This window comes from Nonomuraea sp. NPDC050536 (genome assembly GCF_044457685.1).
Classification (GTDB): domain Bacteria; phylum Actinomycetota; class Actinomycetes; order Streptosporangiales; family Streptosporangiaceae; genus Nonomuraea.
On sequence record NZ_JBITHD010000007.1, the window covers coordinates 49,619 to 63,700 of the forward strand.

At 72.5% G+C, this 14,082-nt stretch carries 7 protein-coding genes; 4 read left to right on the forward strand and 3 right to left on the reverse strand.

Going from position 1 to position 14,082, the window contains the following annotated elements; genetic code table 11:
- Window position 1 precedes the first annotated feature (1 nt).
- Entirely contained in the window at window positions 2-1,519 is a 1,518-nt protein-coding gene (locus tag ACIBHX_RS21035; RefSeq protein ID WP_397068826.1) for an IucA/IucC family protein, read from the forward strand.
- A complete protein-coding gene (locus tag ACIBHX_RS21040; protein ID WP_397068827.1) occupies window positions 1,516-2,568 on the forward strand; it encodes a type III PLP-dependent enzyme in 1,053 nt (350 codons plus the stop codon). Before ACIBHX_RS21035 ends, ACIBHX_RS21040 begins: the two co-directional genes overlap by 4 nt.
- Here the strand turns inward: ACIBHX_RS21040 and ACIBHX_RS21045 are convergent.
- Together ACIBHX_RS21045 and ACIBHX_RS21050 are read right to left on the reverse strand one after the other, a co-directional pair.
- A complete protein-coding gene (locus ACIBHX_RS21045; protein ID WP_397068829.1) occupies window positions 2,528-5,815 on the reverse strand; it encodes an ATP-dependent helicase in 3,288 nt (1,095 codons plus the stop codon). The genes ACIBHX_RS21040 and ACIBHX_RS21045 overlap by 41 nt on opposite strands.
- Window positions 5,809-9,003 (reverse strand): ATP-dependent helicase, encoded by a 3,195-nt coding sequence (locus ACIBHX_RS21050; RefSeq protein WP_397068831.1) that lies wholly within the window; start codon window positions 9,001-9,003, stop codon window positions 5,809-5,811. Before ACIBHX_RS21050 ends, ACIBHX_RS21045 begins: the two co-directional genes overlap by 7 nt.
- 334 nt (window positions 9,004-9,337) lie before the next feature.
- On the opposite strand from ACIBHX_RS21050, the gene ACIBHX_RS21055 reads away from it, so the two are divergent.
- A complete protein-coding gene (locus tag ACIBHX_RS21055) occupies window positions 9,338-10,420 on the forward strand; it encodes a serine hydrolase domain-containing protein (RefSeq protein ID WP_397068832.1) in 1,083 nt (360 codons plus the stop codon).
- A gap of 15 nt (window positions 10,421-10,435) precedes the next feature.
- Complete coding sequence (locus ACIBHX_RS21060) at window positions 10,436-11,158, forward strand: SGNH/GDSL hydrolase family protein (protein WP_397068833.1); 723 nt, start codon at window positions 10,436-10,438, stop codon at window positions 11,156-11,158.
- Here the strand turns inward: ACIBHX_RS21060 and ACIBHX_RS21065 are convergent.
- Complete coding sequence (locus tag ACIBHX_RS21065) at window positions 11,155-13,989, reverse strand: CDP-glycerol glycerophosphotransferase family protein (RefSeq protein WP_397068834.1); 2,835 nt, start codon at window positions 13,987-13,989, stop codon at window positions 11,155-11,157. The genes ACIBHX_RS21060 and ACIBHX_RS21065 overlap by 4 nt on opposite strands.
- Window positions 13,990-14,082: the final 93 nt, after the last annotated feature.

Here is a 14,082-nt window from a genome sequence, read left to right on the forward strand (position 1 = left end):
CGTGAACAGCCTGGTCCTCGACTCTCCTGCCGCGCTGGCGGAGGAGGCGACGCTGGCCGCTCTGCTGCGCTGCTGCATCCGCGAGGTGGCCGGGCCGCGCGGCCACGTCTGGCCCGCCCCGCCGTACCTGCTGCTGCGGGTGGGCGGCGAGCTGCTGCGGGTCCGCGCGCGCGGCGGCGCGGCGCTGCGCTTCGACGCGCCGCCCGAGCGGCTCGTGCGCGGCGCCTGGGCGCCGCTGTCGGTGGCTGATCTGGTACGGCTGGCCGCCACGGACCTGGGGGACGGCAACGCCGAGTTCGCCGGGCAGGTGGCCGCCAGCAGGGCCGCCCTGGCGGCGATCCTGGAGGCGCGCCCCGCGGCCACCCCGCCGCAGGACCCGTGGCTGGCCTCGGAGCAGGCGCTGGTCTACGGTCACCCGTTCCACCCGAGCCCGAAGGCACGCGGCGGCGACGGGGCCTGGCTGCGCTACGCGCCCGAGACGCACGCCGAGTTCCCGCTGCGGCTGCTCGGCGTGCGGGCGGACGCGGTGGCCCAGGAGGGCGACGCCTCGGTCCTCGACCTGCTCGGCCAGGCGCCGCCCGGATACCGGCTGCTGCCCGCGCATCCGTGGCAACTGGACCTGCTGGCGCCCGGGTTCGGCGGCGAGCTGATCGACCTGGGGCCCGGGCCGACGGTCGTGCCCACCTCGTCGGTCAGGACCGTCTACTCCCCTGACGCCGGGGCCTGCCTGAAGTTCAGCCTCGACGTGCGCATCACCAACTGCGTGCGCAAGAACGCCTGGTACGAGCTGACCGGCGCCGTCGAGCTCACCCGGCGCCTGGCCCCCGCGTTCGCCGAGGTGACGGCGCGCTTCCCCGGCACCCGCTGGCTCCCCGAGCCCGGCTACCGGTCCGCGGCCGGGCACCTGGAGGGCCTGGGCGTGATCGTGCGGGCCAGCCCGTGGTCGGTCTGCTCGCCGGGCGTGACCCCCGTCCTGGCCGGGGCCGTCGACAGGCCCGCCGTGGACCCGGCCCGCTGGTGGGCCGCCTATGTCGAGGCCGTCGCTCTGCCGGTGCTCGAGCTGTACTTCACCCACGGCGTCGTGCTCGAGCCGCACCTGCAGAACGTGCTGGTCGGCCTGGACTACGAGGGCATGCCGGTCGAGGCGGTCTTCCGCGACCTGGAGGGCACCAAGCTCGTCGCGGGCCGCCACGACCTGTCCGGGCTGCCACCCCGGGTAGCCGAGGCGCTGACCTACGACGCCGAGCGCGGCTGGGCCAGGGTGGTGTACTGCCTGCTGGTCAACAATCTGACCGAGATCGCCGCCACGCTGGCGCCCGACGACGGGACGCTGCGCGAGCTGTGGCTGATCGCACGCGGCGTCCTGGACCGGCACGCCGAGTCGCTCGGCCGCCCGCTGCCGCTGTCGGACCTGCTGGCCGGCGCGCCGCTGCCCGCCAAGGCGAACCTGTCGGTGCGCTGGGCCCGCGCCGCCGACCGCGCCGCCGGGTACGTGCCGATCGCCAACCCGCTGGCATGATCGTCCCCGAGAACCTGCCGTGCCCGGCCTACGTCTACGACCTGCCCGCCCTGGACGCCCACGTCAGGCGCGTACGGCAGGCCGTACGGGACCTGGAGCTGTACTACGCCGTCAAGGCCAACCCCGACCCCGAGCTGCTGCGCGTCATCGAGCCCCACGTGGACGGCTTCGAGGTCTCCTCCGGCGGAGAGCACGCCCACGTCCGTGCCCTCTTCCCCGGCAAACCCCTCGCACTCGGCGGCCCAGGCAAGACCGACGACGAGCTGCGACTGCCGGCCCACCGGATCCACGTCGAGTCGCCGCACGAGCTGCGCCGGCTGGTCGCCACCGGCCGTGAGGCCGACGTGCTGCTCCGGGTGAACCCCGACCTGCCGGTCGAGGGCGCGGCGCTGACGATGAGCGGCCCGTTCGGCATGGACGAGGCGGGCGTGCAGGAGTGCCGGCCGCTGTTCACCGACCGGGTACGGCTGCGCGGCCTGCACGCCCACCTGGCCAGCGGGCTGGACGCCGCCGCGCTGATCCGCCTGGCGGGGATCCTGCTGGACACCGCGCACGACGAGGTCAACCTGGGCGGCGGCATGGCGGTCTCCTACGCCGACCCGGACACCACCTTCGACTGGGAGGAGTACGGCAGGCGGGTCCCCCTGCTGCGCCGTACCGGGCAGACCGTGCGGATCGAGCCCGGCAGGGCGCTGACCGCCTACTGCGGGTACTACGTGACCCGGGTCGTGGACGTGAAGCGGGTCCGCGGCCAGGCGTACGCGATCGTGCTCGGCGGCACCCACCACCTGCGGACCCCGGTGACCAAGGGCCATGACCAGCCCTTCACCGTCCTGCCGACCGGCGACGGGCCCGGTGTGCGGGAGGAGCCGGTCACGCTCGTGGGCCAGCTCTGCACCCCCAAGGACGTCTTCGCGCGGGACATCGTGACCTCAGTGCGGGTGGGTGACACGGTGGTGTTCGGGATGGCAGGCGCCTACGCGTGGAACATCTCCCACCACGACTTCCTCATGCACCCGAAGCCCGCCTTCCGCTACCTGAGCGGGTAGGCACCGACTCGATGAGCTCGACCAGGCCCGCCTCGTCGAGCAGGTCCACCGGCCGGACGGTCTCGTTCGAGCGCACATAGTGGAAGGCGGCGCCGACCTGCTCGACCGGGACCCCGGCCAAGTGCGACCAGGCCAGCCGGTAGGCGGCCAGCTGGACCGAGGCGCCCCGCGCGCGCTTGCCGGTGGGCTGCGCACCGGTCTTCCAGTCGACTACCTCGTAGGAGCCGTCGGGCAGCTGGAAGACGGCGTCCATGCGGCCGCGCACCAGCCGGTCAGCGATCATCGTCTCGAACGGGACCTCCAGGTCCAGCGGCTTGCGCCCGGCCCACTCGCTCTCCTCGAAGCGGCCCTGCAGCTCCGCCAGCCGTACGTCGGCCTCCTCCGGCTCCTCGAACAGCGGGTCCAGCTCGAAGTCGTCGATCAGGCGCTGCTGCTGCCAGCGCGACTCCAGCCACTTGTGGAACGACGTCCCGCGCCTGGCCAGCGGCGCCGGCTTGATCGGGACCGGGCGGCGGATCCTGCGGGCCAGCTCGCGGGCGTCGGTCGCCAGCGTGACCAGCGACGACACCGTCAGCTTCGACGGCAGCTCGACCGTGGTCTGTCCCTCGCGGCGATGCTGCTCGCGCTCGCGCAGCAGCAGGTCGGTGTCGCGCTCCCAGGCGCGGATGCGCTCCTCGTCGTAGCCGCGCAGCGGCTCGTCCTCGGCGGGTTCGAGCATGCCTGCCAGGGCGCTTTCCACCAGGTGGGCGCCGTCCAGCACCGCCTCGTAGCGCAGGCCCTCGGGGGTGACGGGCCAGGCCGCCTCGGCGGGCTCGGCCAGCAGCGGGTTGGCGGCGCCCTCCGCCAGCTCCGGCGCCCACGCGGCGACCTTGTCGGCGGTGTCGCGGATCTCCAGCAGGAAGTCCGACGGCTCCAGCGGCTTGGTGGCGCTGCCCCAGCGGTAGCCGGAGGCGATCAGGTGGTAGTGGGCGCGGGTGACGGCCACGTAGGCCAGGCGCCGCTCCTCCATCAGGTCGCGCTCGCGGCACTGCTCGTCGAAGGCGGCCAGGTCCTGCTTGGTCAGCCCGCTCAGCCGGGGCAGGTCGGCGGCGTCGCCGCGCAGCGGGTAGGGCAGCTTGCGCGGGTTCTCCGTCCACCGGCTGTTGGTGACCGGCGTGGCGGGGAACATGCTGCCCGTCGTGATCGTGCCCTTCGAGCTGACCAGCTGCGACAGCCCCGGCACGACCACCACCGGCCACTCCAGGCCCTTGGAGGCGTGCACGGTCATCAGCTTGACGCTGTTGCTCTCGCCGACGCGGCCCGCCTCCAGGCCGAACTCCTCGCTCTCGGCCGCCTCCAGGTAGGCCAGGAACGCCCCCAGCGTCGGATCCTCGGAGTCACCGGCGAAGCGGGAGGCGGCGTCCAGGAAGGCGTCCAGGTCGGCCCGGGCGGCGAAGGCGCTGGCCGTACCGCCGCGCGCGGCCACCTCGATGTCCAGGCCCAGCTTGCGCTCCACCTCGGTGATCAGGTCCGGCAGCGGCTGCGCGGTGTGCGCGCGCAGCTGGCGCAGCTCCAGCGCCAGCGCGACCAGCCGGGTCCTGGCCAGCGGCGAGAAGGCCGTCAGCCACTCCTCCCTGTCGGGCAGCTCGTCCAGCGCGTCGACCAGGCTGCCGCGCTCCTCCGCCAGGTCGGCCACCACCTGGTCGAGCGGGTCGCTCTCCCTGCGGCTGTCGCGCGACTCGCGGTTCAGCTCGCGCGCGAACTCCCCCAGCACCCGCAGGTCGGCGGGCCCGATCCGCCAGCGCGGCCCGGCCAGCAGCCGCGCCAGCGCGTCGCCCGCGGTCGCGTCGTAGAGGGCCCTGAGCGTGGCCACGATGTCGTTGACCTCGGGCACGGTCAGCAGGCCGCCCAGGCCGACCACCTCGACGGGGATGTCGCGCTCCTCCAGCGCCCTGCGCAGCGCCGGGAACTGCGACCGCTTGCGGGCCAGGATCGCGACGTCCTGCGGCTGTACGGCGAGCGTCTTCTTGCGCTCCTTGTCCCCCCACGGCAGGCCGTCGGGCGCCACCTCCTGGCCGATGATCCTGGCGATGCCGTCGGCGATCCAGGCGGCCTCGTCCTCGGCGGTCTCGTGGAAGGCGCAGGTGACGCGGCCCCTGTCCTTCCTGTTGTCGCCGGGGACCAGGACGGGGACCTCTCGGGCCTCCATCCGCAGCGGCAGCTGCACCCTGGCGGCCACGTCGAGAACCCGGTCACCGTTGCGGAAGCTGACCGACAGCTGCCGCACGGGCGCGAGATCCCCGGCGTTGGTGCGGAAGTCCTGGGAGAAGCGGCGGAGGTTGCCTGCCGAGGCGCCGCGCCAGCCGTAGATGGACTGGCAGGGGTCGCCCACGGCGGTCACCGGATGGCCCGTGCCGTACAGGCTCCTGAGCAGGACGAGCTGGGCGTGGCTGGTGTCCTGGTACTCGTCGAGCAACACCACGCTGAAGCAGGAGCGCTCGATCTCGCCGACTTCCTTGTGGTTGGCGGCGATCCTGGCGGCCAGGGACATCTGGTCGCCGTAGTCGATGACCTCGCGGGATCGCTTGTGCCGCTCGTAGGCCTCGACCAGCGGGAGGAGCTGTTGCCTTGCGTCCTGGACGGTGAGGGGTTTGCGCTGGGCTGCGATGGTTTTCCCAGGTATTTCCTGAAATTTCTGGGCAAGCCACTCGCCCACTCTTCGCACGTCGCCCGCTGTGCGCAGATGTTCGGACAGCTCGCCCGCCAGTTCGAGCACGGCCGCCGTGACGGACGGCGGGCCGAGCTCGATCTTGTCCATCGGCCCGTCGTACATGGCCACCACCCGGGAGGCCAGCTGCCAGGAGACGGCCGGGGTGACCAGGCGCATCGTGGGCTCGAGCGCCTCGCGCAGCGCGTGGTCGGTGACCAGGCGGGCGGCGTAGGCGTGGTAGGTGGAGACGGTCGGCTCGTTGTCGAGCACCTCGGGCTCGACCAGGCCCGCCTCGGCCAGGCCGTTGAGCCGCTCGCGGACGCGGTTGGCCAGCTCGGCGGCGGCCTTGCGGGTGAACGTCAGCCCGAGCACGTTCTCCGGCCTGACCAGGCCGTTGGCCACCAGCCAGACCACCCGGCCCGCCATTGTCTCGCTCTTGCCCGACCCGGCGCCCGCCATGACGACCATGGGTTCGAGCGGGGCCTCGATGACGGCGGCCTGCTCCCTGGTGGGTGGCAGGATGCCGAGCTTGTCGGCGAGTTCGATCGGGTTCAGCACACCTGGCCCCCGTTGTCGTTGACGGGGCAGGAGGCCTTGGCGGCGCAGGTGCGGCAGCCGTCGTTCACCTTGGCCTGGAAGAACGGGCCCGACATGCCTGTCGCCACGGTGTCGACCAGGCTCTCGGCCCACTTCGGGTCGGCGTCGTCGGCGAGCGCGCCCTGCTTCTGCTCGAGCGCGTCGTTCTTGCCGCCCGCCTTGCCGAGCTGGACCAGGGCGGCGCCGCCCGGCTCGGTCATGCCGTGCCTGGCGAAGGCGCCCAGCAGCGCGGCCAGCTGGTAGACGCCCAGCTGGGGGTGGTGGTCGAGGTCGCCGCTCTTGGGCTTGCTCGAGCCGGTCTTGAGGTCGATGATCACGGCTCTGTTCTGGGAGTCTCGCTCGACGCGGTCTACGCGGCCCCTGATCTCCACGTTGTCCCGAAATTTCGCGACAAAGGCCTCTTCGAGGGCGACCAGCTCGCGGGGATTCTCCTTGTGCCAGCGCAGGAACTTGGCGATCATCTGCTCGGCCACCTGGCGCTGCTTGCGGTTGAACCAGACGCCGCCGAAGTCGAGCTCGTTCCAGATCTCGTCCAGGCGCCTGCCGAGCAGGTCCTCGCTGGGCAGGTCGGTGGCGGCCAGCACGGCCAGCGCGTGGATCACGTTGCCCAGGCCCTGCGCGGTGCTCGTGCCCGCGGCGCCCACGGCCGTCTCGAGCAGCCAGCGCAGGCCGCACTTGGTGAAGCTCTCCACGGCGCTCGGGGAGATCCTGACCGTGTCGTCGGGCCAGCTCAGCGGGCGGTCGTCGGAGATCGGGGTCAGGGCGTACCAGTCGTTGGGGTGCGCGCCCTGGACGCCGGCGGCGGCCAGCTTCGCCAGCTGCTGCGCCGCCTTCTGCCGGACTTTTGCCGATTTAGTGGGATCGGTGACTGCGCTGCGGAGGTCGGCCACCAGGGCGGACATGTTCAGCCACCTCGCTCTGTCGTCCACGGTGGCGTTCTCCACCGCGCCCGGCATCAGCTCGGACAGGAACCTGGACGGCCGCTCGTCGGTGTCCTCGCCGCCCACGGCGGTCACCACCAGGCGCTTCCTGGCCCGGGTGGCGGCCACGTAGAACAGCCTGCGCTCCTCGGCCAGCAGCTTGGAGGCCAGCGACGCGGAGTTCGGCTTGGCGCCCTCGGCCAGCTCGACCAGGTCGTCGGCGCCCAGCATCGAGCCACGCAGCCGCAGGTCCGGCCAGCTGCCCTCCTGCACGCCCGCCACCACCACGACGTCCCACTCCAGTCCCTTGGACCGGTGGGCGGTCAGCACCCGTACGGCGTCGCCGTCGGGCGCCCGCTCGGCCAGCGTGTCTCCTGGGATCTCCTGCGAGGCCAGATCGTCCAGGAACACCTCGGGTCCTGCCTTCGGCATCCTGTCCACGAACCGCGCCGCATGGTCGAACAGCGCCACCACGGCGTCCAGATCCCGGTCAGCCTGCGCTCCCCGGGCCCCACCGGACAGGCTCATCTCGGTCCACCGCTCGGCCAGGCCGCTGGCGTGCCAGACGGCCCACAACACGTCCTCGGCGGTCCCCTGCAGCTCCAGCGCCTCCCGCGCCGCCGCCAGCAGCTTGCCCACCCGCTCGGCGGGCAACGCGACGTGCCCCTCGATCCGGGCCAGCCCCCGCGGATCCCGCACGGCCGCCACCAGCAACTCCCCCGACGACCGCACCCCGTCCCGCCCAACCCCGGGCACGGCGTCCTCTGGGACCTCTTCCAGGGACGCCGCCTCGTTCTCGGCGATCTTGAGGGCTCGCCGCAGCCGCCGGACCCCGATCATGTCGGTCCCGCCCAGCGGCCCCGTGAGCAGTTCCTCCGCCACCCCTTCGTCCAGCGCCGCAGGATCGAGCGCCACCCGCAACACCGTCAGCAACGGCCGGACTCCAGGCTCCTGCGCGATCGGCACCTCGTCGCCGGCCACCATCGTCGGCACGCCGGCACTGACCAGCGCCCGCCGCAGCAACGGCACCTGACGCGTGGCCGACCGTACCAGCACCGCCATCCGATGCCAGGGCACCCCGTCGATGAGGTGGGCCCGCCGCAGCGTGTCGGCCACCACGGCCGCCTCCTGGCTCACGCTGTCGGCCAGCAGGACCCGTACCTCTCCGGAGTCCGCCTCGGGCAGCGGCAGCAGATCCCGATGCGCCGCGGCGCCCGGGGCGGCGGGCAGCCGCGAGGCCACCCGCCGCGACGCCTCCAGCAGCCCGGACCCGCTGCGGCGGCACACCCGCAGCGCCAGCACCGGCGCGTCACGCCCGTCGACTGTCCGGAACCTTTCACGAAATTTCTGGATCCCCCGCACGTCCGCCCCGCGGAACCCGTAGATCGACTGATCCGGATCCCCCACCGCGACCAGGTCACGCCCATCGCCGGCCAGCTGCTGCAGCAGCAGTTCCTGGGCGGGGTCCGTGTCCTGGTACTCGTCGACGAACACCACGTCGACCGAGGCCCGCTCCCGCCGCCGCGCCTCGGGATCGGCCAGCAGCCCCGCCGCGGCGCGGATCAGCTCGGCGTAGTCAAGCGACGGCTCCGGGTCGAGGTCGAAGCGATCCTGGTAGCGCGTCGAGAAGCGCCCGGCGGCCACCCAGTCCGGCCTGCCGTACTCCAAGCCCAGCTCGACCAGCCGCCGGCTCTCGATACCCTGCTCGGCCGCGCGGGACAGGAAGTCGCGCAGCTCCTCGGCGAACCCGCGCGTCTTCAGCGGCTCGCGCAGCGACAGCGGCCAGTCGAGCGCGCCGTCCTCCAGCTCGCCGTGCAGCAGCCGCCGGATCTCCAGCAGCTGCTCGGGGCCGGTCAGCAGCCGCGGCGGCGGCTCGGCGGCCAGCACGGCCTCGCGGCGCAGCAGCGCGTAGGCGTAGGAGTGGAACGTCAGCGCCAGCGGCGTCCGCGTCGTGCGCCGCAACCGCCCGGTCACGCGCTCGCGCAGCTCCCCGGCGGCCTTCCTGCTGAAGGTCAGGATCAGGACGCGCTCAGGGTCGACGCCGCGCCGCTCGATGCGGTCGACCACGCTCTCGACGATGGTGGTCGTCTTGCCTGTGCCGGGACCTGCGAGGACGAGCAACGGTCCGCTCTGGTGTTCGACCACGGCACGCTGGTATGCGTCGAGCACAGGGGGCGCAACGGGTCCCCCGTCCCCACGTCGCACCAGCCGCCAGGTCTGACCACTCACAACACTAGATTCCACCAGACCACAGGGGTAGATCGTGCCGACTTGACCGTTCTAGCCAAGCTAGCGGCACAGGTTTCTCGCCGCTGGCCGCCGCGCCGGGCATTTCACGACTCTTGCACGGCGAGCCGACCCACCGGCCGCCCACCGCACTTCGGCTGAGGGCCCGCGCCCGGCGCCTCCGGCGAGTCGGTGACAGTTGCCGGCCGCAACGCCGCATCGTAGGCCGCATCCCGGGGTGCCCGTTCCGGCAGGCAGCCTGGGTAGGGCTGACCCCACCCTCGTGATGCCTGCCGGCGTGACTGATCTTGCCTCGCTTCTTGCCGAGGATTGAGGCATGACAAAGCGACTTCTTGCCGCGGCCGCCGCCGCGATCGCCCTTCTCGGTGCTGCCTCCCCCGCGCTGGCCGCCGTTGACACCGCCAAGCAGGCCGGCAACGCCAAGCCGGCCGTACAGGCGGGGCTGGACCGGTTGACCACGCGGGACGGGATGGCGGGCGCGGTGCTGTCGGTGCGCGAGCCCGACGGCCAGGTGCGGACCTGGACGTCCGGTACCGCCGAGCGCGGCACGGGCAGGCCGATGGTCGGCGCCGACGCCCACTTCCGCATCGCCAGCGTGACCAAGCCGATCATCGCGGCGGAGGTGATGCGCCTGGTCCAGCAGGGCAAGATCGAGCTGGACGCGCCGGTGGAGAAGTACGCGCCAGGCCTGCTCGACGGCCGGCCGATCACGGTGCGGCAGATCCTGGGCCAGACCAGCGGCCTGCCGGAGTACTGGACGCTGATCGACCCGGCCAAGCCCGGCGGCGAGGCCGACTTCCTCCGCCTGGCCCTGGACGCCAAGCCGGTCGGCGAGCCCGGCCAGAAGTGGTTCTACGCCAACACCAACTACCTGGTCGCCGGCATGCTGATCGAGAAGGTCACGGGCAAGGACTTCCGTACGGTGACCCGCGACGACGTGCTGAAGCCCCTGGCCCACAGCTACTGGCCCCGGCAGGGCGAGATGGGCATCCGCGGCGAACACGCCCACACCTACGGCGTGAACCCCTTCGACCCCAAGCACCAGGGCCAGGTCGTGGACACCACGCTGGAGCCCGGCTACCTCTTCGGCGCCTCCGGCGGCCTGGTCTCCACGCCCGACGACCTGAATCGCTTCTGGCAGAAGCTGCCCACCGCCACGATCAAGACGATGATGGCCGGCGCCGTGCCCGCCTACGACCCGCCCGGCTCCCGCTACGGGCTCGGCGTGTACTCCTACCGCCTGGCCTGCGGACCAGTCTGGATGCACGACGGCGGCCTGCCCGGCGTCCGCGTCCTCAGCGGCCGTGACCGTTCCGGCCGTGCGGCAACCCTGTACGTCACGGGAACCCCGAAGTCGGACAAGGACCTGTTCGCCGCTTTCGGGACCGCCTTCTGCTAGATGTAGTCTGGGTGAGTGAACACTTACTCACCTGGACTTCGCATCGTCTGCCTGGGCGACAGCATCACCCGCGCCCAGGTCAGCGCGGACTACCTGGCAGAGCTGCGCCGCCGCAGGCCCAAGGACCTGTTCGTCAACGCGGGGGTCAACGGCGACCTGGCCTACAACGGCCTGCGGCGGCTGGACGCGGTGATCGCCGAGGACCCCGACGCGGTCACGGTGTTGCTCGGCACCAACGACGTCAACGCGAGCATGACCGAGCGGAACGTGCGGATGTTCACCCGGATGAAGAAGCTCCCCGCCCGTCCCACCATCGCCTGGTACCGGGAGAACCTCACCGCCATCGCCCGGCGCCTGCTCGACGAGAGCCACGCCAGGATCGGGCTGCTGTCACCTCCGACGCTGGGCGAGGACCCGGACTCCCCCTCGGTGCGGCGCTCGATCGAGTACGCCGAGGCGGTGCGGGAGGTCGCCAAGCAAGTGGGCATCACCTACCTCCCGCTCAACGAGCGCCAGCTCGCGCACCTGCGGAAAGCCGGGCATACGCCGAAGGTCAGCTACCGCGACGGCCGGAGCATCCAGGGGCGGGCGGCGACGCAGCACTTCCTGCTGGGCCGATCCTTCGACGCCATCGCGCGCAGCCGCCGCCTGGAGCTGACCACGGACCTGGTCCACCAGAACTCCCGCGGCGCGGGCATGATCGCCGACCTGATCGACGACTTCCTGGGGCAGCCCTAGAAGATGTGGTCCACCACGCGGGCGGTGGCCTTGCCGTCGTCGCGGGGGGCGAAGGTGGCGCGGAAGGCGTCGTAGCGGTCGGCGTGGGCGGCCGCGACCGCGTCGATGTCGCGCAGGGCCTCGACCACGTCGGCCGAGGTCGACAGGATCGGGCCGGGCGCCTGCTCGGCCAGGTCCAGGTAGAGCCCGCGCCTGGTCGAGTACTTGGCCAGGTCGTAGGCGTAGAACACGATCGGCCGCCCGGTGACCACGAAGTCGAACATGACGGACGAGTAGTCGGTCACCAGCACATCCGCGATCAACAAAAGATCCGCGATATCGGGATAAGTCGTGACGTCGTGGGCGATGTCGGGAACGGCGGGCATGGCCTGCATGGGGTGCGCCCTGACCAGCAGTTCGTGGTCGGCTCCCAGCACCTGCCTGGCCCTGGCCAGGTCCAGCTTGACCATCGCGTTCTTGCGGTCGTAGTCGCGCCACGTGGGCGCGTACAGCACGACCCGCTTGCCCTCGGCCAGCCCGAGCCGCCGGCGCACCTCGGCGGCGAGCCGGTCGCGGTCGGGTGAGCCGAGCACGTCGTTGCGCGGCAGCCCGCTCTCCAGCACCTCGCCCTTGTATCCGAACGCCTCCCGCAGGATCGGCGTGGCCCACGGCGACTGCGACAGCAGCACGTCCCATCCGCGCACCTCGGCCACCTGCCGGTGCCACACCGGCGGGCGCGGGTCGCGGTTCATGTGCGGCAGGTCGTTGCCCACCTTCTTGGCGGGAGTGCCGTGCCAGGTCTGCACCACGACCTGGTCCTCGCGGGAGCGGAACCAGGCCGGCAGGAAGGAGTTCGTCACGATGTAGCGCGAGCGCGCCAGCGCCTCGTGGTGCTCCCTGCTGCCCGCGCGAACGGCCCTGGCGCCCGGCGGGGGTTCGAAGGCCCCGTCCTTGACGATCCAGAGGTGCTCGCGGTCGTCGCCGCGCCGCACCCGCTCCTCGTAGATGGCGCGCACGCTGTCGGCGTACAGGCGGCCATCGTTGACGGCGTAGACGGTCGCGTGGGTCAGCGGCTCCGAGCGCTGCGCCGGGTAGAAGACGCGCCGCAGCACGTGTGTGCCCGCCACGCCCTTCTCGTCGGCCGGCCGTACCTCCTCGACCATGATGACGGGGACGTCGAAGCGCGTGGACAGCATGCGGATGCTGTGGCCGCCGGCCGTGCGCGGTGCCTCGTCCAGCCCGGCCAGCGCGCCGTGGTCCATCCGGACCGGCACGATCTCGCCCGACGGGTGCCGCACCGACAGGTTCCAGGTGCCGGACGACAGCGGCACGCGCTCGCCGAACCGGTCCATCGCCCCAGGCTCGAGGCGGATCTCCCATGCCGAATCGGAGCGGTCCATGGGCACCGTATAGGACAGGCCGGAACGGTGACGCAGCGTCACCGACCGCGGGCCGGCCGCGTCGGGATAGCGCCCGCGCAGGACCAGCGTCGACTCCTCCCAGACGGCGGAGGTGATCACCGGCCGGATCCGGTGGGCCGAGACGATCACGCGGTCGCGCCGGTCGCCGAGCACGGTGATCTCGCGGTCGCCCACCGGCGTGCGCGTCTCGACCAGGTCGCCCAGCATGACCGAGGCGGCGGGGTCGCCCTTGGGCTCCACCCAGAGCCGCCGCCCGTCCTTCTCCTGCAGCAGTGCGGGCACGGCCAGCCCGACGCTCACGGTCGTGCCCTCGGGTCCGGGCGTGAAGTCGGCCGCGATGCGGTGACCGCCGAGCCTGGCGTGGCCCTTGGTCACGCTCCGCCCCGGCAGGAAGATCTTCAGTTCGAGCCGCTCGCCGTCGACGGAGACGCCGGTCAGCTCGGCCCTGTTCGGCTGCAGCACCACCTGCAGCGCCCGGTCGGAGGTCCACACCGGCCGCACCCACCAGCCCGGCTTGACCCGCAGCCCGGACGGCCGCTCCGTGCGGCCGACGGCGGCGCCGCGCAGCAGGCCGGTCGCCCTGGCGCCGCGGCTCCAGAACACGATCTCGGCCCGCCAGGTCGTGGTGTCGTGTACGGCGGGCCGATGCCGCAGCCGTCGCCGCACCCCCGACACGATCCCGCGCACGGCACCGCGCCAGCGCAGCGCCCACGGGCTCAGCTCGGCGGTGAAGCCCGACCAGTCGTAGTTGCAGCCGGGCTCGCGCGCCCCGTGGGTGGCCTCGGGCGCCAGGACCCGCCGGGTGCGCAGCTGTACCGGCGGCAGCCAGCGCGGACCGCGCAGCATCACGGTCGCCCGGTTGAACCGGCGGCTGCGGACCGACAGCCCGGCCAGGTAGGCGAACCCGGACACGCGCAGCTTGCCGTCTTCCCAGACGATGTCGTCGATGTGGGTGACGGGCACCAGGTCGGCGCGACGCAGCCGGTAGAGGTCGGGCGAAAGCTCGTCACGGAAGGGCAGGTCGGCGTACCAGCGCAGGCCCTTGCGGATGCGCCTGGACGGCTCGGCCGCGGCGGTGACGACGGTGACCAGGGTCTCGCCGTCGACGAGCTCCTCGACCGGCCGGTGCTCGATCAGATGGCACAGCAGCCGGCGGGCGACGGGCAGGTCGCGCTTGACCTTCGGGTCGACCTTTGCGAGAAAGGGGCGCAGCAGCTCGACCAGCTCGCGCCGCCGGGCGGGACCGCGTCTGATCGCCTGGTCCATGCGCCCGCCGAGCGGTCCGCTGAGCACGTCGGACGCGTCTTCCACGGCGACCGCTGCCATGATCGTTTCGAGCGGTTCACCCCGGTCACAGAGGTCCTGGACAGCCTTGATGCGATCGGCGGCCGTGTCGCCGCCCGGGCTCGTGGCTGTGACGCCGGTGGCCATCGGGGAGGCACCGCCTTTCGGACCGCCATCACTGTTGTGCCCATGGTAATGGGAGTCACCGGTGCCGGGTTCCCACTGCGCGTACCGGTGCAG